Genomic DNA, 26299 nt, shown 5'->3' on the forward strand with positions numbered 1-26299 from the left:
GATGAGGTTATTTTTATCCAATATAAGCGATGATTCCTTCGTTGTCGTCTAAATGTAGTTTAATGGGAGCGTATGGATCACGGCCTACAAATTCCTCGAGCCAAAGTCGTAACGCTTCTATCAAATTAGCCGTGATTAATATCTGGTTTCGCTGATTGACAAATACTTCAGCAGAAAATCCGTGGTCATCATCATACATAAGTTCTACTTCTACTTCTTCGGGCTTCACTTGCTTTTTCCTTGCAATATAGACACAAACAGCATTGATGATATCTTGTTCAGGGATAATTAGCTTCTCCATGAGTCTGCATTCTCTTGCTTCTTTTTCTTTTTAAGAGCTGTGAATACCATGCGAATGATGTTAATTAAAATCAAAATAGCGAATACATTAACCATCAACCCAAGGATCGAACCTAACATACCCATGTTTGCGAAAAGACTACCAAACAATAGACCAGCTAGCCCACCAATCATAAGCCCCTTCATCAACCCACCAGAGAAAAATCCTTTATTGGCTGAGGTAGATTTCGTTGTAGATGTAGTATCCGTTTTTTTACTTTGAATGGTTGAATTGTTATTGGTTGTTGTATTTGTATTATTGTTAAAGCTTCTTTTTCCCGATTTATACGATTTCGCTTCCACTGTTGTGGTGTGGTCCTGGAACACAACGTTTCCAACCGGTGAAAAAATGAGTGCTGCCATAAGCAAGGCTGATAATAACTTTTTCATTTCTTTAGTTTTCCCTCCGCAAAGTTTATTTCTACTACTCTATTCTATACGAATGAAAGTAGAAAGGGTTTCATTTTTAAAAAATAAATAGTAGGAAGATAATAGAATCTTGAAATCGCAAATAAAACAACTAAACGAAAAACTCCCGCACACATAGCGGGAGTTCCATCTTCTTTTTATTTCATCTGAAAATACGTATCAAGCACTCTTCGTCCAATGGTTAAATTCGGAGAAGGTCCTGTGTCTCCGGTGTACACCCATGGAACAATAACAGCCATAGCTACCTCTGGGTTACTAGAAGGGGCATAGCTAATTAAGCTTACATTCATGACTTCTGGTGGTGCGTTCTTTGGATATTGATCTCGTTCTGGTCCGTCATAGAAGGATTGGGCGGTACCTGTTTTTCCAGCAGGACTGTAAGGTGCGGAACTAAACGCTTTCGCCCCTGTTCCAGCTGTCATTACCCTTCGAAAGCCTGTTTGAACTCTCTCAATCCATTCATCCTTCATGCTCACACGGTTTAAAATAGTTGGTTCTATTTCTTTATACACGGGACCAAGCTGATCGCTAGTTGAACCTGGTTCACGAATCTCCTTTACAAGATGTGGCTGGATGCGGTAGCCGCCGTTAGCAATCGTGGCGGCATACTGAGCTAGCTGCATCGTTGTATACGTATCGTATTGGCCGATTACCAAATCGAGTGCAAAACCTGGTTTGGTTGACGGTCCTTTAAATCCAATCATCTCATTTGGCAGGTCAATTCCTGTTTTTGCACCTAAGCCAAATTGGGCAAAGGAATCTCTAATTTTTGAAAAAGTGTCTGGAGCTAAGCTTAACGGACCATTTGGTACATACTGCCCTCCTCCGATTTTTATAGCAGTACGGAACATATACACGTTAGAGGATTGCTCTAACGCATATAAGTCATTAATTGGCCCCATATTTCGCCATGATTTCTTTACGGGCGTCCCTTTAATGGAAAGGGGTCCGTCATGAAGGGGAGTTCCCGGTGTAATAGCTCCCGTTTGGTATCCTGTTAGAACCGTTGCTCCCTTCACAGAGGAACCAACATTATAGGAGGTAGTAATGTTGCCAAGTGCAAAATCCTGGATTTCTAGGCTTCCCGTTTCTTCGTTCCTAGCTAGAAGCTTTCCGGCCATGGTCAGTATCTCTCCGGTATTTGGATCCATTAAAACAACAAAGGCACGATCGAGAAACTTTGTTCCACCAAATCCCCGTTTGGTTGCAAGAAGCTCTTCTTCAAGAATTTTTTCAACGGCTAGCTGTAAATCCATATCTATGGTCAAAATTAGATCCTTGCCACGCGTACCATCGGATACAGGAACGGTTCCTACAATATTTCCGGATTTGTCTTTTAAGTATTTTATTTTTGATTTACTTCCGCGCAGGACATCTTCATATTGATACTCCAGATAGCTTTTTCCCACACGGTCGTTTCTACTATAACCACGAGAGAGATAGTAATCTAGCTGTTCGGCTGGTATCCCTTCTTCACTAGTGGTAGTTTTTCCCAAGATTGTTTTTAATGTATTCTCAAATGAATACGTGCGCTGCCAGTCCGTCACCGTATCTACCCCAGGTAGGAAACTGAGATTCTCGCTAACCTTCGAGAATTCTTCATCCGTTACGTCAACATTTTTAACAAGATGAGGGGTATACTCATAACCGCTAGCAAACTCACGATAAATGGCGACGACCTGTATATCTTTATCCTTTAGAGAGGCCAAGTCCTCAGGGGTAATCCTCTCTAGTAAAAGAGAATAGTACTTTTTGTTAAACTCTTTTTCACTGTCGGTGGAGTCTCTCATTGCTTCTTCTTCGGAATCGGATATTTTTTCTTTCACCAATGAGGGATTTTTTAAGATCCAATAATCCTTTTTATCACGATCTCTTACTTTCTTTGTATCCATGGTGATTAGCTTTGAGAGGTTTTCTGCTGTTGTTAACATTTCCTCCTGGCTTGCTCCCCAGTTGGTGTATGTAATTGCGTTTTGGGCAATATTATCAACTACTATTTTTCCATTTCGATCATACATTTTTCCACGTGGTACAGGTTGGCTGACCACAATTTCATTTGTCCTCTCGAGTTCTTCTTTGTAGGCAACCCCTTGAACCATTTGTACGGTACCTAAGCGTACAATGAGGATGACAAATAGGATAAAGACAATAAAAAATAGGAGGTTTACTCGTAAGGGAACATGCCTCCGTTTGCTAGTTTTTTTCTTCATAAACTTCACTCCTTAAAGCGAACGGCTCTACTGGTATATATTTCTATTTTTATCATAATCTATGACGTTCTTAATAACAATAAAGTTTCAATTTTTTGACTAATTAACAGGTTATTCACATGTTGTGGATTAATATTGTGAAAATGTTGTTAATAAACTGTAGACAACTTAAAACATCCACATTATCCACAATTTGTACCCTGAGTTATGCACATTATCCACAAACAGGAGTACTGAATAGGATTTTTTGAACAATAACTGGGGATAACTTAAAAAAATTTTATCAATAACCTGTCCAAATGCCTTTTTTCTTTCTATATAGAAGGTGAGAGGAGGTGATATTGATGGCACAGGCAATGATTATGGATACAAAACTAAAAGTGTTGTTTGAAAATGGAATGAACTCAAAAGGAGAAGTAATCATTAAAACGAAGACATTTAGCAATGTACGTAAGGAGGCTACAGCCGATCAGCTTTTTCAAGCGGGACAAGCACTAGCTAGTCTTTGTTCACTACCAGTAGTGAACATTGAGCGAGCAGATAATTTTGAGCTAGTAAACGCGTAAATCGAGAGTAACTATTCATTAGGAGGTGAGTAGATTGGCCAAAACATTAGAATTGCAATTCATAACTGAAACCGGTGAAACAACAACCATTAGTATCGAATCCCCAAAGGAACCAGTGGATGCTGCAACGGTTAAGGTTGCCATGGATCAGATTGTTGCTTCCAATGCGTTTTATAGTGCGAAGGGGCAGTTGGTTTCCCCTAAAGGCATTAGAGTAATTGAGAGAAATGTGACACCTTATGAACTAGCATAAATATAAGAGAGAGTCGGCCGCTTTTGACCGACTCTCTTTTTGTTGGGTAAGAAAGTACAAAAATTTGCACATTGAAAATTATCCAGCTTCCGCGCTAAGTAACTAGTGTACACGTTGCTAGACGGGCGCTTACGCTTTTTTTTCTACATAACAATTTTGCACCAAAGCGTATGGTCTTTAATGCGTATTCCAGCTAATTTCCCGAACGGTATGTCTCGAACGACTTCAAGTTCATTGAAGTTAAGTGTTAGCTTGTTATCTTCGTAAGTAACCCCATCGGCATCCTTTAAAAGTTTTCGTTTCATGGATTCTTTTAAGGTAGGTTTTAGGTCGACTACCTCAAATTGCATCTTTCTACCCTTAGCCATGATAGGTTTTAGTTCAAGTCGGAATGGAACAGGTACGAGCATGACCTTCGTATTCCCTGTTAGGACTAGGTGTTCACCTTCAAAAGAACATTGTAAATTGGAGGTTCCTTCTAATGGCTGAAGATGAAGCAGACGGTTGACGAGTTCTTCTGACATACGAATAGGTGTGCCGGTTGCAATTTTATCGAGCAGGCTTTCCACTGTCCATGATTGATCATTCAACTCTCCAAGCTTTCGCTGCATGATTTCGAGAAACTCATTCATGTGGTCTCCTCCAAGCTGTCATTTTTCTAGTTGGTCGAATACATTCATTACATTATATGGACGCTAAAGTAAAAAATGAGTAAAGTTGCAAAAAGTTATGTATAGACTTTTCATGTTGCAAAAAAAAATCCTCTGAAGTCCTAAAAATAGAAGTCAATGCCCTGTACGTAAACTAAAGTGTCCATCTCAGGCATACAAATCAACCCCGAGTGTCCACAAGTGGTGACAGACACCCTTCGTGGACAAAAAGGGGCATTTTGTCCACGGACGGTGTCTGTCACCGTATCTATTGACATGGGTGGCTTTTGTGTGATATTAAAATAGTGGTTAGCACTCTAGGGGATAGAGTGCTAATAGGGTGTACATAAATTATTTTCTGAGAGGGGATTTATGAATGGAAAAGAAGCAATTCCAGGCAGAGTCAAAGAGATTATTAGACATGATGATTCACTCCATTTACACACATCGAGAGATTTTTCTGCGTGAGTTATTATCAAACGCAAGTGATGCGATTGATAAAATTTATTACCGTGCCTTAACTGATGAAAATATTACATTTGAAAAAGACAACTATTTTATAAAAATAGCTGCTGACAAAGAGAGCAGAAAATTAACGATTACCGATACAGGAATTGGTATGACCAAGGAAGAACTTGAAAACAATCTTGGGGTCATCGCAAAAAGTGGCTCTCTTGCCTTTAAATCAGAAAACGAACTAAAAGATGGACATGACATTATTGGGCAGTTTGGTGTTGGTTTCTATTCTGCATTTATGGTAGCAGACGTGGTGACGGTGATCACAAAGGCACTCGGTAGCGATACGGCTTATAAATGGGAATCACAAGGTGCTGATGGGTATACGATTGAACCTTATGAGAAAACTGAAGTGGGAACGGAAATCATTCTTACGATTAAACAAAACACAGAAGACGACAACTATGATGAATTTTTAGAAGAATATCGTTTGAAATCGATTGTGAAAAAGTACTCTGACTTCATCCGTTACCCTATTAAAATGGATACGACGAGCAAACGCCTAAAGGAAGGCAGCGAATCGGATTACGAGGATTATACAGAAGAACAAACGATTAATAGTATGGTACCGATCTGGAGAAAGAACAAAAACGAATTAACAACAGAGGATTACGAAAACTTCTACGCTGAAAAGCATTACGGCTTTGATAAACCATTAAAGCATATTCACATCAGTGTGGATGGAGCCGTTCGTTATAATGCGGTGTTATATATTCCAGAAAAAATCCCATTTGATTACTACACTCAGGAATACGAAAAAGGATTAGAGCTGTATTCAAACGGTGTTCTTATTATGAATAAATGCGCGGATCTATTACCGGACTATTTCAGCTTTGTGAAAGGGATGGTTGATTCAGAAGATTTATCACTCAATATCTCGAGAGAAATGTTACAGCATGATCGTCAATTAAAACTAATTGCAAAAAATATTAAAAACAAAATCAAAGGGCAGCTCCAAAGCTTGTTGAAGGATGACCGTGAAAAGTATGAAGCATTTTTCCAATCCTTTGGTCGTCAATTAAAGTTTGGAGTGTATAGTGATTTTGGTAGCAATAAAGAGACGCTTCAAGATCTCATTATGTTCTATTCGTCTAAGGAAAAGAAACTTGTTACATTGGATGAGTATGTGTCAAGAATGCCTGAGGATCAAAAGTATATTTACTATGCGTCAGGTGAATCCATTGAGCGAATTGAAAAACTTCCACAAACAGAGCTAGTTGCTGATAAAGGTTACGAAATCCTGTATTTCACAGATGATATTGATGAGTTTGCGATTCGCATGCTGATGAATTACAAGGAAAAAGAATTCAAGTCTGTCTCTAGTGGTGATCTAGGAATTGAAGAGCAAGCAGATGAAAAAGAAGCGGTGGAGCAAACGGAGAACCAAGAACTGTTTGATTTTATGAAATCAGCCCTTGGAGATAAGGTAAAAGCTGTACGTGTATCCAAACGTCTCAAGTCACATCCTGTATGTTTAACAACAGAGGGTGACGTTTCCATTGAGATGGAGAAGGTTCTTCAAGCGATGCCAAATAGCCAAAACGTTAAAGCGGACAAGGTGTTAGAAATCAACGTCAACCACGAAGTTTTCAGCTCCTTAAAGGATGCGTATGCAAATGATAAGGATAAGTTAACCCTATTTACAGGGCTACTATACAATCAAGCCTTGCTCATCGAAGGATTACCAATTCAAGATCCAGTTGAATTTACAAACGATATTTGCAAAATTATGGTGTAGGTAAGAAGGGCACTCAGATAAAATGAGTGCTCTTTTCTTTTTACCCTCAAAAAAATGAACCAGCAACCTAAATATATAGAAAAAGTGGAGAAAGGTGGAAATATAGGATGATTTTTCAATTACCTATTCACTCTTCTGAAAAAGTGACAGACGTATATATGAACAAACTTACTAGTAATGGTTTTATTATTGCGATTCCTGACATACATTGGTCTATCTTTTTACCGGAAAATGGTACAAAGGATAGTCACTACCAACATATTTTACAATCATTAATGTTTCAGTTATTTGAAGGAAATGCAGAAAGCTTAGCAAAAGACATTATTACCTTGTTAGAAGGGCAGTTCTTTAGAAGATAAGAGTTGCCTTTTTAACCAATCCCCTCTTTAGCCTCAAAATTCTTACACTTATTACCTTGTTATTGTATGAAGAGGTATACTACTATGAAGGTATATACTATCTTCACCTGGAGGTGACAGGTTCTGCTTCACCTAACAAAACATCATAACCCCGAGCAAAATCCCGAGTTGATTCGACGGTGGTCAAGATATCAAACGAATGTGAATCAACTTATTGAAGAGACAGAGGCTCTTTTTCAAAAAGTGGCGGTTCAACCCAAGGGTTCCATCCATGAAATGAGAACAATTGTATCAGAAGATGGGGAGGCTATTCCCTTTTGGTTTCCAACATTAGACGCTGAATTCAATACACTTCTTAGTAACATAAAATATGAAAGAAATGTAGTAGATTTTGGGGCAGTTGGTGATGGAGTCACAGACAATACACATGCCTTTCAAAAAGCCATTGGTCGGGGAGGCTGTAAGGTCATCATCCCTGAAGGTGTGTTTGTCACGAAAAGAATCAAACTTCCCTCCAACACACTCCTTATGGGGGCAGGTAAGGGAAAAACAACGCTCAAACTTCATCAAGATGCCCCTAAATCTGCCATTCTTGTAACTAATAAAAACCATATAAGTGGAAACCACCATATTTATGTGGAAGGAATGACACTTGACTGGAATGTAGAGCGTCTACCACACCATGAAAAAACGGCGAGTGGAAATAATCGGTCAAGCTGCTTAACGTTTGCAAATGTGACTTATGGGTGGGTAAAAAAAGTAGAAGCCATTCAGGCTGGCCTACATGCATTTGACGTTTCCTCGACTTTATACTATTACATGAAAGACGGATTCATAGGTCCAGGGAGAAGCAAATACATCTGGCTTGATGAGTTAAATGGATACGGATTTGGAGATGATGGGATTACCACTCATCACAGTGATTTTATTTTTATTTCGAAGTCTCATATGTGTGATCCAAGTGGAAGGGCTCATAAACAAGGCTTTTCAAACTCAAACGGTATTGAAATAGATGATGGTTCTAGATATATATGGCTAGCAAATAATACAACGACAAGGTGCTTTGGTGGGGTGGAAATAAAGGCTCATCATAATGCTTCTGCTGCTTCTAATGTCACCATCATTGGGCATCTATCGGTTCAAGATAATCGTGCCTTCAACTTTCGGCATATCGGTCACCATAAAGGCGAGGATCCAGAGTCGAAAACGGCTTATAATATACGAGCAATGAATTTAGTTGCCATAGCACCTATCTTTACTCCGTTGTATGAAGGGTCTACTCCAAGAGCGATGGTTATTTCTGCCTACCGGAATGTAGTGGTGAACCAATTTACGATTCTTGGAGATCCCACCTATGATTTTGGAGGGCACCCTATTATTGCTATCCAGTATCGAGCGAAACATGTGATTCTAAATAAAATCTATATAGATGGTTTTTATCATGCAGGTGGGATAAAAGGTCAGTATTACGTACCAGAGGAGCTAATATGAGGGAGCAGGATTTTGATAAGACCTTACATATAGTCACAACCGGTGATCAACTTAATTTTTACAAGTCATTACAATTCCACCGTTATGAAGCAACTCCATATATGCATCTTCAACAATTAATCAGTGAGCATGCATTCACAGCATCCGATCGTATTGTGGACTTTGGCTGTGGAAAAGGAAGACTTAACTTTTTCCTTTATCACTATACGGGAGCAACAGTAACTGGTGTTGAGATGAATGAAGATTATTACAAGCTTGCTTTGGAAAATAGAGATAATTATCGAAAAAAGCATGGGGTAGACAACCGAATTCATTTCTTCCTCGGTTTTGCGGAGGAATATCCGATTCATCCGCAGGATAATCAATTTTACTTTTTTAACCCGTTCTCTATTCATATTTTTCGGAATATAATTCATCGTATCCTTCAATCAGTTGAGGAGAATTATCGGGAAATAAGCTTGATCTTGTACTATGCAAGTGAGGAGTACGTAGAGTTTTTAGAAAGTATGGGCATGTTTCAGCTAAAATCCGAGGTCATTTGTTCTAAAGGAAATCCGTTTGAGAGGTTTTCTATTTATGGCTTAGCTTTTTAAGGGGGAATCAATTTGGAAAAATTGCTTGAACAAGAAATCCTTACATATGTGGAAAATCTGCCTGGATGGAAATGGGATGAGGGTAAATGGATTAGCAAAAGATATCGATTTCAACATTATTTAACGGGTGTGTCTTTTGTGAGTGAGCTAGCTAATTATTCAGAACAACGAAATCACCATCCATTTATCTCTATTGATTATAAGTTAGTAACCATTAAGCTTAGCTCTTGGAATGTGGGTGGAATCACTTCCCTCGATATGGAAATGGCAAGAATCTTTGATGAGATATACGATCAATTTGTTGAATAAAAAAGGCGAAAGCACTTACTGTGCTCTCGCCTTTTCTTTTCCGAAGACAGTGTAGTATAGAAAAATAGCAATAAAAACAGATATGGCAGATGCTATGTAAATGCTATGATAATCTAACCAGAAAGCGATTTGTCCGAACACGATCGCCCCAAGTCCCACACCTAAGTCAAAGAATGAAAAAAAGGTAGCGTTAGCCATTCCACGCCTGCTTATAGGAGAATTTTGAACACTCCATGCTTGTAGTGCTGGTTGTACGGTTCCGAAGCCTAGTCCATAAACAATGGCTGCTAAATAGAGGACCAAGCTATTTGGTATCCAGGCAAGAAGGATCATGGCTACCATAATCAGTAAGGAACCAGCTGGGAATACAAAGCGATGTCCTTTCTGATCATAGAGCTTACCGGCAAATGTTCTAGATATCAGTAGGGCGATGGCATAAAGGAGAAAGTACCATTCTATTCCTTCAATTCCCTTTTTCACTGTATACAAAGGAAGGAATGAGGCAATCCCACCAAAAGTGACAGTGATAAATAACAGCAATATAGAAGGAGGTAAGGCACTCTTTTCATAAAGGTCAAGCTTTTTGTTAGTTGAAGCTTTTGCTGGTTCTACAGGTTTGAAGCGTATGCGAGAGGATAAAACCATAGCGACTACACCGAGAACGGCACAAATCAAAAAGAGTCGAGTAAAGCTAAGGTGACCAACTAGTGCAAGACCAAGTGTTGGTCCGATAGCTAGGGCCAAATTCCCTGACAGGCCGTAGTAGCCCATTCCTTCCCCACGGCGTTTGGCGGGTATCAAATCTGTCGCAATCGTACCAGAAGCAGTTGTTGAAAGTCCCCAGCCGACCCCTTGAACAATTCTCAATCCAAATAAAAACACAAGACCTCCCGCAATACCAAATGAGCCAATGGATAAAACAAAAATTCCTAATCCAACAAGATAAATGAATCGACGTCCTTTGCTTTCTAATGCATGCCCAGCGTATGGCCGAATTAAAAGAGCAGAGAAAGTAAATATCCCCACAACGACCCCAATGAGTTGGTCATTCCCACCAAGATCCTCTACAAATAAAGGAATAGTAGGCAAAGTCATTTGGAAGCCAAGGAATACAAAGAAGTTTGATATACAGATCAGAATAAAGTCACGCGTCCATATTTTTTCTTTGCTATTTTCTGTATGTGTAGCGTTTTCCGCTAGCGGTGTGCTCATAACTATCCTCTCCCATTCGGGGATACCCGATTATCCGTAAACATTTCGTTAATCTAACTATATGTTCGATTTTACCTGAAAATGGTGATAAATTCATTATAGACAATCCCTATTCTATTTACTATGTTGTAGTTTGGCACTTTATCCATGAGGTCATACGGTTATGGTCTTATTTGAGTCGGAAAAGAAGGTTTAGTAGTATTAAGGGTATCAAAAAGAGAAATAGGTGTTCATGATGGAACGTGTAATTGTAATAGGTTCTGGGATCTTAGGTGCTTCGGCTGCTTTTCATTTAGCGGCGGAAGGAATAAAAGTAATTCTAGTTGACCGTGAGGATAGTGGACAGGCAACTAACGCGGCAGCAGGAATTATTTGTCCATGGATCTCACAAAGACGAAATAAGGCATGGTATGAGCTAGTGAAGCATGGGGCTCGTTATTACCCTGAACTAGTTGAGAAATTGTCTTCTTATGGAATCACTCGTACCGGATATAAAAAAGTAGGGGCATTAAGTCTTCATCGAGATGAGCAAAAATTGGCTCAAATGGCTGAGAGAGCCCTGAAGCGCCGGGAAGATGCACCGGAGATCGGTGAAGTAAGTATTCTCTCTCATGAGGAAACAAAAAAGTGGTTTCCTCTCGTGGCAGAAGGGTTTGGATCGGTTCTTGTTACCGGTGGAGCAAGGGTAGATGGCAGGCTCATACGTGATGCTCTAATAGAGGCGGCTGTTAAGTTAGGTACTGAATTAGTTCGTGGGCAAGCTTCGCTCATTTGTGAGAATCATTGTATTCGTGGAGTGGTGGTTGATGGTGAGCGGTTGGAGGCTGATCAGGTGCTTGTCACGACAGGGGCATGGGCACGAGAGGTGTTGGAGCCAGTGGGAGTGAAGTTTCAAGTCTCCGGACAAAAAGCCCAGATTCTCCATTTAGAAATACCTGGCATCGACACCTCTGAATGGCCAGTGGTCATGCCTGCGAATAATCAATATTTATTATCATTTGAAGATGGTCGAGTCGTTGTAGGATCCACGCATGAAGACAATAAAGAATTTGATACGAGAGTCACTGCAGGTGGACTCAATGAAATTATTGGAAAAGCACTAGAGGTGTTTCCCGGATTAGAGGATGCGACTGTATTAGAAACGAGAGTAGGCTTTCGTCCGTTTACCCCCGACTCTCTACCAGTGATCGGTTCGGTTCCGGGACTGCAAGGTGTGTTGGTTGCAAATGGACTTGGAGCGTCCGGACTAACAAGCGGCCCGTTTCTCGGTGCAGAGCTCGCGAAGCTCGCTCTTGGGGAAGAAACCGTGCTGGATGTGAGTCGCTATTTAGTGGACGGGGCGATTGAGTGAAGCTAGGAGCATAAATGAAATTTCAGGATCGCAAATACATCCTGAGAATCGTAAATAAATCTGGGGAGTCGCAAATAAAATTTCAGGATCGCAAATAAATTCTGAGAATCGCAAATAAAACTTCATGATCGCAAATAAATTCTGAGAATCGCAAATAAAACTTCATGATCGCAAGTAAATTCTGAGAATCGCAAATAAAACTTCATAATTGCAAATAAATCCCGGGAATCGCAAATAAATTCTCAGGACCGCAAATAAATTCTGAGAATCGCAAATAATCTTATCTCTTCTCTTGAATTAACATCATTTTTTTCGAAAAATGATATCTTTTTCCCTTAAGGGTTCCGCTTTCTGCTAAGTTTAGCGATTTTAATAGGCGGCTTGCTACAAAAGGGGAGTCAATTTGGAGGAAATCACGACATTTTGAATTGGTAATGATAGGGGACACAAGTAACCAATAATCATGGAGTGCTTCAAGGTGAGCTAGCCGATCCGATTTCCCGCAGTTCAAACATAACCAGCGTCCTTTTCTTCGCTGCATATTATAGAAGTGGCAGGTGGGACATCGTACTCCCTTAATGAGTTCATCTTCTTGAATTTGATACTTCTTTAAAACGTCGTATTCGTCTTCCGTATGTTCTTTCATAAGTTTTCTGCTTAGTTTTTTTAAGTATGCTGTATCAATAATCGTATTCCTGTATTTAGTTTCCAGCTCCCTTAAACGTAAAGGGAGCTTATTTGCGTGGATGACTTGTTTAAAAAGATAGGATTTTCCGGGATCAGTGCTGATAATAGTAGATGAATTACTAACTACGATTAGGTATTCTACTGGTACGGTAAACCCTAGTTGTTGCAAAAGCCAGTCCCCAAGTAAGGATTGGTGTCTTCGTACTTGGGCAATTGGATCAGGAAAGGCTTCCTTTTTGTCATTCCAAGTACGAATCAATTGACCAAATTGAGAATCGAAATGAATTTCACCGACAATGTTTTTGGTTTCAATGAGTAAGGCAAAGGTAGGAAAAAGAATGAGGACATCCATCTCAAATGTGGAATCATGTTGTTCTAGGCGGAGGTTGTGAAAGAGATAAGAGGTTGAGGGAAGTTGACGGAAATAATAACAGAGAGTTCGTTCACCATAATAGCCAGCTCTTCGTTTTGCTAAGTCATTTAGGATATGTGGATATTGAGGGTGAGTGGACAACATTCTTTTTTCTAGACACTGTACTGCTTGAAGTTTTAATGGAACAGTTAATTCTTTTACAATCAATCGGCATCTTCCTTTCGATTTATCATCATCTAATCATTCGACAATATCCTCTTTTTTCCTCCACTGTTTTCTCAAAAAGGTTGATTCAAATCACATCAAAAAAGAGTGTATAAAGATATGATTGATCCATAAAGAATGAAAGGGTTGAAGAAGATGCAACTACAAAGCTTAGCTAACTTTATCGTATATAATGAAGAAAAATTCACCAAACGTGTGATTTATAAAGAAGGGGAAAGTACGGTATTTGTATTAAACTTTTCAAAAAATCAAGCATTACCGGCACATAAGCATCCTGGCACAAATGTATTTATTCAGGTAATAGAAGGAGAAGGAACATTTCATGTAGACGGAGAAAGCTTGTCTGTATCCAAACATGATGTGATCCATTTTACTGGGGAAGAGGAAATGTCTTTCATAAACGGTGAAGGCAATACGAGCTTGTATGTTATGCTAAACAAAATACCAGATGACAGGTATGTAAAAGAAATCTAACAAAAAGGCTCACCATCTCAGGTGAGCCTTTCTTCTATTTTTCTTCCGCTGTTGGATGCTTACTATTTAATTGAAGGCTTTCTTTTCCTTCTTCAAGAAGATGTTGAATGTCTTTGAATTTTACAAATCGCTTATTTACATCATCAAATAATTTGAAGTGAATGGACTCAAGGCTCGTACCCAGAGTAACGGTTGTCGCTTTTTGTAAAGGTGGTGTAGATTCATGTGCTTTTTCAAGATTGTAGTTTGGAACCTTAGGTGCAAGATGATGCACATGGTGAAAGCCGATGTTTCCAGTTACCCATTGCAAGATCTTTGGAAGCTTGTAATATGAGCTCCCTTCAACAGCTGCCTTTACATAGTTCCACTCTTCTTCGTGTTCAAAATAGCTGTCTTCGTATTGATGCTGGACATAAAATAACCAAATCCCTAAAGCACCAGCAACGAATAAAATGGGAGCTTGGACAAGAACGAATGCTTTCCAACCAACTAACCAAATCATGAACGCATACAACACTACGATCGCGATATTATTGAAATACGTGTTCAGACGCTCTTTACGCTTGGCATCTTTCACATTGATACGATTGGTAACAAGGAACAAGAAGATCGGGCCTAGAACGAACATAACAAAGGGGTTACGGTACATTCTGTATTTAAGGCGTTGAACAGGTGTAGCTGCTAAATACTCTTCCACTGTCATAACCCAAATATCACCAATGCCACGCTTATCTAAATTCCCGCTTGTTGCGTGATGGATATTGTGGCTTCGCTTCCACTGTTCGTAAGGAAACATTGTAATAATTCCACTAATGTTACCAACGAGGGCATTTGCCTTTCGATTTCTAAAAAACGATTGGTGGCAACAGTCGTGAAAAATGATGAAGATTCGGATAACAAATCCGGAAGCTACGATCGCTAGTGGTAACGTAAGCCAGTAAGAAACCGAAAGACTTGCGTACGCTAAATACCATAAACCAAAGAAAGGAACGAAAGTGTTAATCATTTGTTTAATACTTTTACTTATATCTGACTTTTCAAAAGGGACAACGCTTTTTCTTAATTCAGCTGTTTTTTGCTTGCTCATAAAAGCCTCCTACAAGGTTTTAAATTTATCTACTGTTATTGTAGTGTTTATGAGCAGGTCATGAAAGGCATAAACGTATATAGTGAGACATGACAAATGTCATGTTTCAAGTGGAAATTTATGAGAAATTACTGGAAATACCTATGAAAATTTAGAAAAGTCAAGCTCTTTTTATTCTTGAGAATTTTTTCAATGAGCATATGATTACATACGTTCATCTTTTGAAGATATACTAGTCTGTATACATTTGGATAGGAGGACATACTATGTGGCAAGAATTTAAAAAGTTTGCTTTAAAAGGGAATGTAATTGACTTGGCTGTCGGGGTTGTTATTGGTGGTGCCTTTAGTAAAATTGTTAGCTCATTGGTCAATGATATTTTAATGCCGCTTGTGGGGCTTTTATTAGGTGGATTTGATTTTACAAAACTAAAATATACATATGATGATGCAACTATACTTTATGGCCAATTCATACAAAATATTGTTGATTTCTTAATTGTCGCTTTTTCGATATTCCTATTTGTAAGGTTATTACAAAAGTTTAGAAAGAAGCAAGAAGTGAAAACGGAAGTGAAGGCACCAACAACTGAAGAAAAATATCTTCAAGAAATCCGTGATATTTTGAAGGAACAACAACAACAAAAGGGTGTATAAACCCAGGAAGCACAAAACAGCACTTCAAAGTCGAAGTGCTGTCAGATTGTAGACAAAAGAACATCGAATGGCTTTCGGATGTTGTTTATTCATTTTATTTAATTATCTTCATTTATGTCTATTCAGGCAAAATAATGTCCACGATAGTTCCTGATCCCTTTTTACTTCTAAAAAGAATGTCTCCATTATTTTCTCTTATAATTTTAAAACACACTGTAAGACCTAGCCCTGTTCCTCGCTCTTTTGTCGTATAAAAAGGTTCTCCTAATTTCTGTAATGTTGACTTTGCTATACCGCTACCGTTATCAATGACTCGAATTCTAATTCTTTTTCGGCTAATTTTTTCGGATTTAATTCGAATCCTACCGTCTTTGGACAAAGCTTCCAATGAATTTTTAAAAATATTAATTAATACTTGTTTTATTTGCTTTTCTTCAATTGCGTAGGTTTTGATTTGGTCTTTCGTTATTATATCGATTGACGCTTGGATGAGAAGTGCTGTTGGTTCCATTAAAATTTTTACATCATGAACCACTTTATTAATATTGACCTCCTTACCTATTTGGACAGATGCTTGGGGCTTTGCAATAAAAAGTAACTCTCCCACTACATCATTGATTCGGTCAATTTCTTCAGAGATAATTGATAGATAATACTTCTCGTTTGAATCAATAACACTTTGATCCAATAGTTTTATGAAACCCTTTATCGAGGTAAGCGGATTTCTTATTTCATGCGCAATTCCAGCGGCCATTTCACCTAGGACTCTTAAATTCTCCGACTTTACCAGCATTTCTTCATTTTTTTTTCTATTCGTAATGTCCGTACCTAAACAGAGAGTGTGATCATAAGTCCCTTTAATAGAAATCGGCAAAAATCTCCATTCCGTTGCTCTTTCTTCCCCGTTACTAAGGAAGACTACTTCATTGGGTTCATGCTGTTCCCCTTTTATTAGATATGTATTATCCAATTGATATTCTTTTAAGCCAATCATCTCGTTAGGTTTTTTATCATAAAGCTTAGCAAATGCCTCATTTACAACGGACAATTTATCACTTTTGTCTTTTACATATATATAATTCGGATTGATATTTAAGATAATTTCTAAAAAGCTTCTTTCCTCTTTTAATTCCTGATTGATTGTTTCAATCGTTTTATTCTGTAAAATAAAGTAAGATGAAAATAGAACAATTGCGGCAAAAACCGAATTTAATACTGAAAAAAATAAAGGGAAGATTAAAAATCCACTTAAAATGCCATTAATAAAAATAAATAGTGAAGCAAAAACAAGGGATTGGAAAAACTTCAGTATTTTAGCATCAGAAATTTTCCGCCCAATAAATAATAGTAAAAAGGCATGAACAAATACAAGAATAATATTTATATAGAATGTAATGTTCCCTGCCCCGTAAGCCGGTATATAGTGAGTAGGAAATGATGGATATGGCTGAATCTGATATACTTCTACAACTCCAGAGGAAGTAAAATTCGTGTAATAAACGAGCAAACTAAAAAGCAATACACAATAAAAGATCTGCTTATTATAAAACCAGTTATGGTATCTCTTAATATTTTTGTTAGCAAGTCCCGTTTTGTAAATATAAAACGCAAAATAATATAACAAGGGCATGATCATAATCTGTCCGAAGCGGAAAATTCTAAAAAGAATTTCGATAATTGGTTTCGATAAAAAGTCCCCAGCATATAAAACCGCGATATCAACCTGCCAAATAAATAACAAAAATAAGAAGTAAGAAATAGCTCTTGCTAATTCAACTTTATTCCCCAAAAAGATGATAAGACCGCAAAAAAATGGGAAAAGCGAAACGGTAAACAATATAATAAATTCCATTAGAAACAGCCCTTCTTACAATTTTGATAGTAATAAACATGAGTTGTTGCCACCATCCTGCTCTAGCAGGATCTAATTCCTTTGCAGTAAGATTGAGTTTAGAAAAACCCTGTACCACAACGTTTTTTAATGTACTTTCCACTCCTCCTACAATGCAAACATCGAGCTGCCCAACCTCTATTAACGTAGCTAAGTTAAATGCATCCGTACTTGCCGTACAACTATTACTTAAAAAGTAAGCGACATCCCATTCAGTTCAAAAAATGAACTTACAGCGGTCGATATACAATTAGTGTTCATTTTTCCAATTGAAAATGGAGAAATCTGATTGGTTTGCTGAAGTTTCACACTCCACTCTAAGTGATTCTATCAGAATTATATACCTATTAAATCATTTTTGGGAATGGTACTCTTAGAAAAGACTTATACCTATTAAACGAGATAACAGTTACATTACTGGTTTTAAAAAAATTTTGTATAAAATCAGCCTTTTCTCTACCATTCCAAACAAAATAATGACAAAAGGCAACGAGAAAGAGATTCTCGCTACCTTTTGTTGACAATCTGACAGCACTTAAAAATCGAAGTGCTGTTTTTGTGTTGTTACTATTATTGATAGAAACCAGTAGTTCCATGAGTATTCGATTGTACATTTGTATTAGTATTCATACCGTAATGAGAGTTATGAAGCATTTGTTGTGTTGGCTGACTAGACATTTGGTTTTGATCAATGGCTTGGAATGAATTAAACATCGTGTTCACTTGTTGATCTTGCAATGCTGGTGTTTGGTAATAGCCTCGATGGTTCATGTATTGGAAAACTTCATATGCCATCTCTTGGCAAAGGTTTGCCCCTTGTACATGGTAATTACGAAGAGAAGCATCTGCACACTCATTGGCCCAAACCATTCCCATCATAGCACCTGATTTATGTGTGTTTAATACAAGTGTTGAAATAGTGTTATCAGATAATTTAGAAGGTGTTGGATTTGGCGCTGTGCTCATTTGGTTTGATTGTTGAAGACCCACTGAATAGTCGCCCCCGTGAACCATAGGTGGTTGGTGAGTAATGGCTGCTCCTTTGCCTTGAAGAAGTCCAATTCCTTGTTGATATGCCTGAATCATACGTTGTTGATGATTCAGTAATATTTGCTTTAACTGAGGGTCTTGACATTGAGTGGCAAAGAAGCCATGTTGCTCGATTTCTGCTGCTTTGGTGCGCATCGCTTCCATTGATTCTAATACTTCATGTGCCGCGTAAGGTTGTTGCATATGTAATCATCTCCTAGTGAATTTTATTGATAAAGCCTTTTTTATTGTGTCTTTCCTCCTGAACGATATTCAGTAATAAATTTGGAGAATCTTGTCAAACGATTTTTGGCTGGAAATGAGCTTTGAATCCTTAGGGTTTTTTTGAATTATGATAAGATGAATACAAGTTATTACATATAGAGAAGGGGCAAAAAAGGATGGGAGAACCTAAAAAGAGACAAGAAATAATCAGTTGGGGAAAATCGGTATTTATTGCTTTCGCTATCGTGGTAATCGTTCGTACATTTGTTTTTGCTCCTTATATTGTGGATGGAGCCTCGATGGAACCAACGCTTCACGATCAAGAGAAAATATTTGTTAATAAAGTAAATACAGACAATATTGAACGTGAGGCTATTGTGATTATTAAAGGAGAAGACGAAAATTACGTGAAAAGAATCATTGGCTTACCTGGCGATACCATCGAAATTAGGGACGACCAGCTACTAATTAATGGCGCCCCTCATAGTGAAAAGTATTTAGAAGAAAATCGTGAGCTGGCCAATGAGCAAGGTAGTGTATTAACGGGAGACTTCGGTCCTATTCTTGTTCCAAAAGGGCATTATTTTGTTTTGGGTGACAATCGACTACGTAGTATGGACTCAAGAAATGGCCTTGGATTTATAAAAAAGGAGAAGATTGTTGGAGTAAGTGAGTTTGTGTTTTTTCCATTTTCAGATGTTCGGACGGTTCAATAGCAATTAATCCCATTGACATAAAACCTTTCATGCATTATTCTAGTAAAGCATTTTTAATTAAATATTCCCCTCATCGGCTCAAGATGAGGTAGAGGTTGCGAAAAGTAATAGTAGGTTGGATGAGGGCCAGAGAAGCTCAATGATTTCAGTTGAAAGGAATTTTCGCCGAAGCACTATATTTCTCTTACTATAGTAGCTGGGACTACATCAAATAGGTGTAGGACTGTCATGGCTTAGTAGCTATGTTGAACTATCCGTTGCCTGATGCGGTTAATGCAACACACACCGTACGAAAAGTTTGGTGTGTTTTTTTATGTCCCTATAGGGCCCTCTATTTTTGAGAGAGGTGGGGAAGAATAATAGAAAGGAATATTATCATGGGAAAACAAACAAAGTTAGGTTTATGGATACTAACTGCATTAGTAGTTGGAAATATGGTCGGTTCAGGTATCTTTATGTTACCACGTTCACTATCAGAAGCTGCGAGTCCTGCAGGGGTTATTCTTGCCTGGTTATTCACAGGGGCAGGGGTACTAGTAACAGCGCTTGTATTCGGAAACTTAGGGATGAGAAAACCGAATCTAAATGGTGGACCTCAGATATATGCAAAAGAGCTTTTTAAGCCGGACTCGAAGGCATCAGTTCTTTCTGGATTCATGGCCACTTGGGGTTACTGGATTGGTAACTTAGCAGGAAATATTGCCATCATTACAACATTCGCTAGTTATTTATCAACGTTCTTTCCGATATTAACGAGTCAGGCTGAGTTATTTACAGTTGGTTCCTTTACTTTAAAAGTCGGAAATGCGTTAACTTTTGCGGTGTGTTCGATTTTATTATGGGGAACACACTTCATTATCTTACGAGGGTTAGAAAACGCAGGGAAGTTAAACTTTATTGCTACAGCGTCTAAAGTTGCAGGCTTCTTTCTTTTCATTATTGTTGCGTTGTTCGCATTTGAGGTATCCAATATGCTTCCGATGGTTGAGCCTCGTTTAGATGAGAGTGGTGCCTCAGTTGGGTTAATGGGTCAGATTAGCAATGCAGCTGTAGCGACATTATGGGCATTTATTGGTGTTGAATCCGCGGTTGTGTTTGCGGGACGTGCCAAGAAGCAAATTGATGTAAAGCGTGCGACGATTCTAGGGTTGTTCATTGCGTTAGCTATTTATATCGGTGTAAGTACGTTGGTAATGGGTTTATTGAGTCAAGAGGCGTTAATTGCATCCGAGAAGCCATTAATTGATGCGATTGTTTCCGTTCTTGGACCAGTCTCTGGAAAAGTATTAGCAGCTATTGGGTTAATCAGCTTATTTGGATCAACAATCGGATGGGTGATGCTGAGTGCAGAGGTACCATACCAAGCAGCAAAGCAAGGTTTATTCTTACCAGCATTCTTAAAGGAAAATGAGAAGAATATTCCTGTGTTATCAATGATTATAACGAATTCATTAGGACAGTTATTTATTTTCTCAACGATCTCAAATTCGATCTCAGCAGCATTTGATTTTGTCATTTATATCGCTACATTATCCTATTTAGTTCCTTACTTTATTGCAGCTGTATTCCAGCTGAAGTTAGTCATAACAGGTGAAACCTATGCAGGTCAAGCAAGATCAAAGGTGATTGACGGTGCGATTGCTCTGCTTGCTACTGGTTATTCTGTGTGGGTGATTTATGCGGGAACAGCTGACATCAAAACATTTATGTTCGGTATGGCCCTTCTAGCAAGTGGGATCTTCTTCTACGGCCCTGTTGCAAGAAAGCACAGCCAAAAAAAAACAGCATCAAATAAAGCAGCCTAACCCTCTTGCGGTGACAGACACCACAAAAGGACAAATGAGGCCAAAGTGTCCACGGAGGGTGTCTGTCACCGTTCGTGGACAAAAAGGGGTGTAGTGTCCTTCTCAGAAGGACACTACACCCCTTTTGTATGTCCAGCTTCTGCTAGACGGGTGCTTCCACTTTTGTTGTTTAGCGTGCTACTTTGTTTAGAAATTGCTGGGTTCTTGGGTTGGTTGAGAGGGTGAATATTTCTTCAGGTGTCCCTTTTTCAGCAATTCGTCCTTCGTCCATGAAGATGACTTGGTCTGCTACATCTCTTGCAAACTCCATTTCATGGGTAACGACCACCATCGTCATTCCTTCTTCAGCCAGAGCCTTCATGACCTTTAGGACATCACCCACAAGCTCAGGATCAAGTGCTGAGGTTGGTTCGTCAAATAATAATACTTTCGGATCCATGGCCATCGCTCTTGCGATCCCCACGCGTTGTTGTTGACCACCAGAGAGTTGATGAGGGTACATCTCCGCACGGTCACTTAGTCCAACCTTGGCTAGTAGATCGAGAGAACGCTTTTTGGCATCTGCTTTTGAGCGTTTTAGAACAATGACTTGGCCTTCCATTACATTCTCAACAACAGTTAAATGTGGAAAGAGGTTGTACGATTGAAAAACCATTCCCGTTTGTTGACGAAAGGAAGTCATCTCAGTAGATTTTAGCTTCGTCCCTGAGTGAAACGAAAGTTCTTTTTCCCCAATGGCAATGTTCCCTTGATTAGGAATTTCTAATAAATTCAGACAGCGCAAAAGGGTCGTTTTGCCTGAACCGGATGGTCCAATAATAACAGCAGTTTTCCCCTTTTCAACTTCTAAGTCAATTCCTTTTAAAACGTCAATATCTCCAAAGCTTTTAAATAAATTATCTATTTTAATCATTTGCTATACTCTCCCTTCCTACTTTGCTACGCTACGGTCAAAGCGACGTTCAAGCATGGATTGAGCATAGGAAAGCACCGTACTAAACAGTAAGTAAATAAATGCTACTTCAATATAAAGCCAAAGGGGTTCGTACGTAGCAGCAGCCACCTGTTGACCTTTTTGAAACATCTCTGTAACGGTTATTGTTGCAGCAAGGGAAGTGTCCTTCACGAGGCTGATAAAAGAGTTTCCTAGTGGTGGAACAGACACTCTCATCGCTTGTGGCAGGATAATTCGTCGCATGGCTTGTGCTCGAGTCATACCAATTGAGAAAGCAGCTTCCCATTGTCCTTTAGGAGTAGACAGGATAGCGGCACGAATAATCTCAGAGCTATATGCCCCTTTATTTAACGTAAACCCAAGTACAGCTGCTGGAAATGGATCAAGGATGATACCCACACTCGGGAGACCATAAAATAAGATAAATAATTGAACGAGAAGAGGAGTCCCGCGGAAAATCCATACATAAAACTTAGCAATGGCAACAAGAGGCTTGATACCTGATATACGAGCGATTGCTGTGAGAAACGCTAATATAAGTCCAAGGGCAAATGTGATTAATGTTAATGGAACAGTAAAATATAAACCTGCTTTTAATATAGGAAAAAAGGAATCACTAAGGATTCCTATAATTCGTTCCGTTCTTTCATCTAAGACCATACTCAATTCAGTCCTTTACTTCGATACGTCTTCGCCAAACCATTTAGTTGAGATTTCGAGGTATGTTCCATCTTCCATCATGTCTGCTAACGCTCCGTTAACCGCCTCAACTAGTTCTGGATTATCTTTCCGGAATAAGAACGCATTGCTTGTCACATCAGCTTCCTCATCTACCTTTTTAATCGCTAAGTCAGGACGTTGCTTTTTTAAATCCAGGTACGATAAATTATCGTTGATGGTCGCATCAATACGACCGGAAGTGATTAAGTCAATGGCTTGATTAAATCCATCAACCACTGTGTTTGTTGCTCCGTTTGCTTCTGCAATTTTACGGTAATTACTGTCTAAAGATTGACCTACTTTTTTACCGTTAAGGTCTTCAAACGTTTTAATGTCTTCGTTTGCTTCTCCAACAACAAGAACCGCTTTAGAAGAAATATATGGATCAGACATATCATATTTCTCAAGGCGCTCTTCGCGGATAGCGACTTCATTAGCAACCATGTCATAACGCTTTGCATCTAGCCCAGCGATCATTCCGTCCCATTTTGTTTCTACGAAAACTGGCTTAATATCAAGGCGCTTGAATACTTCTTCAGCGATCTCAACATCAAATCCTGTTAGTTTTCCAGACTCATCATGGAAGGTGAACGGTGCATAAGTACCCTCTGTCCCGATGGTAATTTCACCTTTTTCCTTGATCTCTTCGTATAAGTTTGTAGCTGTTTTTTCTTCTTCTTTTGCTCCACAAGCTGTTAGTGCAAGTGAAAGAAGGAGCGTGAACAGCACGAATGATAATTTTTTCATGTTAAAACCCCCACTAAGTTTATCGGATTAATTATTTTTAAAAACTATATTAGGTTAATATTTTCTTGGGCTTATGTCAAACAATTATTCTTATGTTTCACAGAAATGTAACTTATATGTAGGAAAAACAAAAAGAACAGACCATTTAGCCTGTTCGATTAAATCATATCTATATGAGTGATTTTCCAATGTTCATTTTTAATCAGCTCTTCTAGTTTTTCCTGGTCCTTGTCCCTAAAATGTTTCACTATTAGAGAGTGTTGTTCATTCATTTGTTTTAAAACAGAAAATAATTTATCGTCGTCCTTACTTAAGTAGATCTGTCTAACAAAACTATTTTGAAACGAGTGAAGCAGCTCGATTAATGTCTCATTATTACATTTATCAATATAGACCTTATGAAATTCATTTTGGTAGAGTTGATAGTCAGAGTAATTTTTCTGAGAGATCGCTAAGTCAATTTTTCTAACCATATCCTCCATTTTGTTTATCTCTTCTTCTGTAAGAAGCTGTATGGAAAGGGAAGCTGCTAACGCGTCAAGTACGGCAACAACCTGGAATACATCTAGCTTTGATTTCGTAGTGACTTCTTTTACGATAAATCCCTTTCTAGGGAAAAATTCTAGTAGGTTTTCGGAAGCAAGCTGGATTAAAGCTTCTCTTACAGGAGTTCTACTCACTTCTAATTGATTTGCTATAGCTACTTCATTTATTTTCTGATTGGGGAGTAAAGTTCCGTTCTGAATTTCTGTGGCTATGTAATCATAAACGTGATCCTTTAAGGATCGGTATCTCTTCTTTATCGTTCATTCCTCCTTGCTGAAGGCTTGTTATATCTAACAATAATTATACATTAAATACAAAAGGGAAGTACTACAACGGATTTAAGTAGCTATCTACAAACTAATTTGTTATAATATTCTGTACATTATACAATATACAATATTTTTTAAAAAGGGAAATAACTTTTGAGGTGATTACATGGGGAAACATAAAAGCATGAATATACAGGACGGAACAAAAGCTGTATGGGCGGGGGAAGAGGCATCCCTTGCATTTAACGCAACTCAGGTGCCTGTCGTCTTAAGTGTAGCCTACAATTATGATGATATTGATGAATGGCAGGACGTGGCACTTGGATTAAAGCCAGGACACACTTACAATAGGATGACGAATCCGACGGTCGAAGCTTTTGAAGAAAAAGTACGTATTCTGGAGGGAGCAGAAAGGGCAGTTGGCTTTTCATCGGGGATGGCCGCCATTAGTAGTACGCTGTATACATTTTTAAGACCGGGGGACCGAGTCGTATCTGTTAAGGATACATATGGAGGGACCAATAAAATATTCACAGAGTTCCTACCAAATATAAATGTAAATGTGACGCTATGTCAGACGGGAAATCACGAAGAAATCGAGGCGGAAGTTGCCAAAGGGTGCAAGGTACTATATTTAGAATCACCAACGAACCCAACGTTGAAGATTACGGATATAAATAGAATGGTCAAGGCAGGGAAAGCAGTTGGCGCATTGGTTATCATTGATAATACCTTTGCTACTCCCATTAATCAAAATCCTATTTCATTGGGGGTAGACATCGTTATACATAGTGCCACTAAGTTTTTAAGTGGTCATGCAGATGCGATGGGTGGAGTTGTTTGCGGAACGAAGGAACTGATGGAAAAAGTGTACCATTATCGCGAAATTAATGGTGCCACTATGGATCCCTGGTCTGCTTACCTTATATTAAGAGGAATGAAAACATTAAAGCTGCGGGTGAGACAGCAAGAAAAGAGTGCAATGGAAATAGCCAAGTATCTGAAAACTCAAAGGCATGTGGAAGAAGTATTTTATCCTGGGTTAGAAACACACCCTAATCATGATATTGCAAAAAAACAAATGAAGGGCTTCGGGGGAATAGTAAGCTTTGTGTTAAAAAAAGAGATGGAAGCAATCAAAATTTTACTACCAAAGTTAGAGTATGCGAATAGAGCTGGGAATCTTGGTGCGGTGGAAACCATCTATGGACCAGCAAGAACGACCAGCCATGTGGAGTGTACCCTTGAAGAACGCAAAGAATTGGGGATACCAGAGGGGCTAGTACGAATATCGGTGGGAATCGAGGACACCGAAGATTTGATAGCTGATCTCGAGCAAGCTTTTGTACATCTAGAGTCCAAATTATCACTTGGGCTATAGGTAAATAAGGGGTTATTCGATATAATAGCTTCATATATTTAGTAGGAGTGACGTATGGATGTACCTAACAGTGAAAGAAACGGCAGAGTATTTATCAGTTTCCGTTCAATATGTAGAAAATTTAATTTTACAGGGGAAAATTCGGGTGTTGCGTGACAGTGAAGGTGTACCCATGATTTTTAAGGACCAGTTCAAAACGCATTTTGAACAGCTTGAAAAATACAAGAATCTCCTAAAAGAATTAGAAAACGAGCCCATTCCAGAAGACAGAGACATCAAAGATGAGGATTAAATAGTCATACTCTTAAAAAGGGAGAATAAAAAATAGATAGGTTTTTTATTCTCCCTTTATTTGTATGCTTTTAATGGTTTTTATGCAATTGTCAATGAACATGTTAAATAGTCTAACAGTAAAAAGATAGTGAATATATCGTTAAAAGATATTTTCAAATACCAATAAGGATAGGATTCCCAATACACATACTTTACTCTAGTAG

At 38.6% G+C, this 26299-nt stretch carries 27 protein-coding genes, 1 pseudogene and 1 riboswitch; of the genes and pseudogenes, 14 read left to right on the forward strand and 14 right to left on the reverse strand.

Going from position 1 to position 26299, the window contains the following annotated elements; genetic code table 11:
- Positions 1-13: 13 nt before the first annotated feature.
- The 3 genes from BKO01S_RS09655 to BKO01S_RS09665 all read right to left on the reverse strand — a co-directional run bounded on the left by BKO01S_RS09655 (position 14) and on the right by BKO01S_RS09665 (position 2978).
- Positions 14-301, reverse strand: coding sequence for a YxcD family protein (locus tag BKO01S_RS09655; protein ID WP_066052445.1), 288 nt, complete (start codon positions 299-301; stop codon positions 14-16).
- Positions 289-729 carry a hypothetical protein gene (locus BKO01S_RS09660; protein ID WP_066052448.1) on the reverse strand — a complete coding sequence of 147 codons (441 nt, stop codon included), beginning with the start codon at positions 727-729 and terminating at the stop codon, positions 289-291. The genes BKO01S_RS09655 and BKO01S_RS09660 overlap by 13 nt, the downstream gene beginning before the upstream one ends.
- Positions 730-905: 176 nt before the next feature.
- Positions 906-2978, reverse strand: a complete 2073-nt coding sequence (locus BKO01S_RS09665; RefSeq protein ID WP_066052451.1) for a peptidoglycan D,D-transpeptidase FtsI family protein — start codon at positions 2976-2978, stop codon at positions 906-908.
- Between the two features lie 344 nt (positions 2979-3322).
- Here BKO01S_RS09665 and BKO01S_RS09670 point away from each other — a divergent pair, with 344 nt between their 5' ends.
- Positions 3323-3544 (forward strand): DUF1659 domain-containing protein, encoded by a 222-nt coding sequence (locus tag BKO01S_RS09670; RefSeq protein WP_066052454.1) that lies wholly within the window; start codon positions 3323-3325, stop codon positions 3542-3544.
- A gap of 25 nt (positions 3545-3569) precedes the next feature.
- On the forward strand, positions 3570-3797 hold the full coding sequence (locus BKO01S_RS09675) for a DUF2922 domain-containing protein (protein WP_439951037.1): 228 nt from the start codon (positions 3570-3572) through the stop codon (positions 3795-3797).
- Between the two features lie 143 nt (positions 3798-3940).
- On the opposite strand, the gene BKO01S_RS09680 is transcribed toward BKO01S_RS09675, so the two are convergent.
- Entirely contained in the window at positions 3941-4429 is a 489-nt protein-coding gene (locus tag BKO01S_RS09680; RefSeq protein WP_066052462.1) for a hypothetical protein, read from the reverse strand.
- 394 nt (positions 4430-4823) lie between these two features.
- On the opposite strand from BKO01S_RS09680, the gene htpG reads away from it, so the two are divergent.
- The 5 genes from htpG to BKO01S_RS09705 all read left to right on the forward strand — a co-directional run bounded on the left by htpG (position 4824) and on the right by BKO01S_RS09705 (position 9453).
- The gene (gene htpG / locus BKO01S_RS09685) at positions 4824-6701 is read left to right on the forward strand and encodes a molecular chaperone HtpG (protein ID WP_066052465.1); all 1878 of its coding nucleotides are present in this window, start codon (positions 4824-4826) and stop codon (positions 6699-6701) included.
- A 107-nt stretch (positions 6702-6808) separates the two neighbouring features.
- Entirely contained in the window at positions 6809-7060 is a 252-nt protein-coding gene (locus BKO01S_RS09690) for a YueH family protein (RefSeq protein WP_066052468.1), read from the forward strand.
- A gap of 123 nt (positions 7061-7183) precedes the next feature.
- Positions 7184-8551 carry a glycosyl hydrolase family 28-related protein gene (locus BKO01S_RS09695; RefSeq protein WP_066052473.1) on the forward strand — a complete coding sequence of 456 codons (1368 nt, stop codon included), beginning with the start codon at positions 7184-7186 and terminating at the stop codon, positions 8549-8551.
- A complete protein-coding gene (locus BKO01S_RS09700) occupies positions 8548-9144 on the forward strand; it encodes a class I SAM-dependent methyltransferase (protein WP_066052478.1) in 597 nt (198 codons plus the stop codon). The genes BKO01S_RS09695 and BKO01S_RS09700 overlap by 4 nt, the downstream gene beginning before the upstream one ends.
- A gap of 12 nt (positions 9145-9156) precedes the next feature.
- Positions 9157-9453 carry a 4a-hydroxytetrahydrobiopterin dehydratase gene (locus tag BKO01S_RS09705; protein WP_066052481.1) on the forward strand — a complete coding sequence of 99 codons (297 nt, stop codon included), beginning with the start codon at positions 9157-9159 and terminating at the stop codon, positions 9451-9453.
- Positions 9454-9468: 15 nt separating this feature from the next.
- Here the strand turns inward: BKO01S_RS09705 and BKO01S_RS09710 are convergent, their stop codons facing one another.
- A complete protein-coding gene (locus tag BKO01S_RS09710; protein ID WP_066052483.1) occupies positions 9469-10665 on the reverse strand; it encodes an MFS transporter in 1197 nt (398 codons plus the stop codon).
- Between the two features lie 235 nt (positions 10666-10900).
- Between BKO01S_RS09710 and BKO01S_RS09715 the strand changes: the two genes are divergently transcribed.
- On the forward strand, positions 10901-12016 hold the full coding sequence (locus BKO01S_RS09715; RefSeq protein ID WP_066052486.1) for an NAD(P)/FAD-dependent oxidoreductase: 1116 nt from the start codon (positions 10901-10903) through the stop codon (positions 12014-12016).
- A gap of 280 nt (positions 12017-12296) precedes the next feature.
- Here BKO01S_RS09715 and BKO01S_RS09720 read toward each other — a convergent pair whose 3' ends face one another.
- A complete protein-coding gene (locus tag BKO01S_RS09720) occupies positions 12297-13283 on the reverse strand; it encodes a nuclease-related domain-containing protein (protein ID WP_066052489.1) in 987 nt (328 codons plus the stop codon).
- Between the two features lie 153 nt (positions 13284-13436).
- On the opposite strand from BKO01S_RS09720, the gene BKO01S_RS09725 reads away from it, so the two are divergent.
- A complete protein-coding gene (locus tag BKO01S_RS09725) occupies positions 13437-13775 on the forward strand; it encodes a cupin domain-containing protein (RefSeq protein WP_066052492.1) in 339 nt (112 codons plus the stop codon).
- A 34-nt stretch (positions 13776-13809) separates the two neighbouring features.
- On the opposite strand, the gene desA is transcribed toward BKO01S_RS09725, so the two are convergent.
- Complete coding sequence (desA, locus tag BKO01S_RS09730; protein WP_066052495.1) at positions 13810-14862, reverse strand: Delta(5) desaturase DesA; 1053 nt, start codon at positions 14860-14862, stop codon at positions 13810-13812.
- Between the two features lie 266 nt (positions 14863-15128).
- On the opposite strand from desA, the gene mscL reads away from it, so the two are divergent.
- Positions 15129-15518 carry a large conductance mechanosensitive channel protein MscL gene (gene mscL, locus BKO01S_RS09735; RefSeq protein WP_066052498.1) on the forward strand — a complete coding sequence of 130 codons (390 nt, stop codon included), beginning with the start codon at positions 15129-15131 and terminating at the stop codon, positions 15516-15518.
- 118 nt (positions 15519-15636) lie between these two features.
- On the opposite strand, the gene BKO01S_RS09740 is transcribed toward mscL, so the two are convergent.
- The 3 genes and pseudogenes from BKO01S_RS09740 to BKO01S_RS09745 all read right to left on the reverse strand — a co-directional run bounded on the left by BKO01S_RS09740 (position 15637) and on the right by BKO01S_RS09745 (position 18642).
- Positions 15637-17370: an ATP-binding protein gene (locus BKO01S_RS09740; RefSeq protein WP_066052501.1), complete on the reverse strand. Its 1734-nt coding sequence runs from the start codon at positions 17368-17370 to the stop codon at positions 15637-15639.
- A pseudogene (locus BKO01S_RS25200) lies at positions 17297-17596 on the reverse strand (beta-ketoacyl synthase N-terminal-like domain-containing protein); the annotation flags it as partial. The gene BKO01S_RS09740 and the pseudogene BKO01S_RS25200, both read right to left, overlap by 74 nt.
- A 383-nt stretch (positions 17597-17979) precedes the next feature.
- On the reverse strand, positions 17980-18642 hold the full coding sequence (locus BKO01S_RS09745) for a spore coat protein (RefSeq protein WP_084362031.1): 663 nt from the start codon (positions 18640-18642) through the stop codon (positions 17980-17982).
- 197 nt (positions 18643-18839) lie between these two features.
- Between BKO01S_RS09745 and lepB the strand changes: the two genes are divergently transcribed.
- Together lepB and BKO01S_RS09755 are read left to right on the forward strand one after the other, a co-directional pair.
- Positions 18840-19379: a signal peptidase I gene (gene lepB / locus BKO01S_RS09750; RefSeq protein ID WP_066052504.1), complete on the forward strand. Its 540-nt coding sequence runs from the start codon at positions 18840-18842 to the stop codon at positions 19377-19379.
- A gap of 81 nt (positions 19380-19460) precedes the next feature.
- Positions 19461-19640: riboswitch (Lysine riboswitch) on the forward strand.
- A gap of 116 nt (positions 19641-19756) precedes the next feature.
- Positions 19757-21184: an amino acid permease gene (locus BKO01S_RS09755; protein ID WP_066052508.1), complete on the forward strand. Its 1428-nt coding sequence runs from the start codon at positions 19757-19759 to the stop codon at positions 21182-21184.
- Between the two features lie 169 nt (positions 21185-21353).
- On the opposite strand, the gene BKO01S_RS09760 is transcribed toward BKO01S_RS09755, so the two are convergent.
- The 4 genes from BKO01S_RS09760 to BKO01S_RS09775 form a co-directional block, all read right to left on the reverse strand.
- The gene (locus BKO01S_RS09760; RefSeq protein WP_066052511.1) at positions 21354-22097 is read right to left on the reverse strand and encodes an amino acid ABC transporter ATP-binding protein; all 744 of its coding nucleotides are present in this window, start codon (positions 22095-22097) and stop codon (positions 21354-21356) included.
- 18 nt (positions 22098-22115) lie between these two features.
- Positions 22116-22799 carry an amino acid ABC transporter permease gene (locus tag BKO01S_RS09765; RefSeq protein ID WP_066052514.1) on the reverse strand — a complete coding sequence of 228 codons (684 nt, stop codon included), beginning with the start codon at positions 22797-22799 and terminating at the stop codon, positions 22116-22118.
- A 15-nt stretch (positions 22800-22814) separates the two neighbouring features.
- Complete coding sequence (locus BKO01S_RS09770) at positions 22815-23606, reverse strand: amino acid ABC transporter substrate-binding protein (RefSeq protein ID WP_066052517.1); 792 nt, start codon at positions 23604-23606, stop codon at positions 22815-22817.
- Between the two features lie 158 nt (positions 23607-23764).
- Entirely contained in the window at positions 23765-24409 is a 645-nt protein-coding gene (locus BKO01S_RS09775) for a GntR family transcriptional regulator (protein WP_066052520.1), read from the reverse strand.
- Between the two features lie 178 nt (positions 24410-24587).
- On the opposite strand from BKO01S_RS09775, the gene BKO01S_RS09780 reads away from it, so the two are divergent.
- Positions 24588-25802 (forward strand): cystathionine gamma-synthase family protein, encoded by a 1215-nt coding sequence (locus BKO01S_RS09780; protein ID WP_066052523.1) that lies wholly within the window; start codon positions 24588-24590, stop codon positions 25800-25802.
- 58 nt (positions 25803-25860) lie between these two features.
- Positions 25861-26094: an excisionase family DNA-binding protein gene (locus tag BKO01S_RS09785; protein ID WP_066052525.1), complete on the forward strand. Its 234-nt coding sequence runs from the start codon at positions 25861-25863 to the stop codon at positions 26092-26094.
- The last annotated feature ends 205 nt before the right edge of the window (positions 26095-26299 follow it).

It is taken from the genome of Robertmurraya korlensis NBRC 107688, assembly GCF_001591645.1.
Taxonomy (GTDB): Bacteria; Bacillota; Bacilli; order Bacillales; family Cytobacillaceae; genus Robertmurraya_A.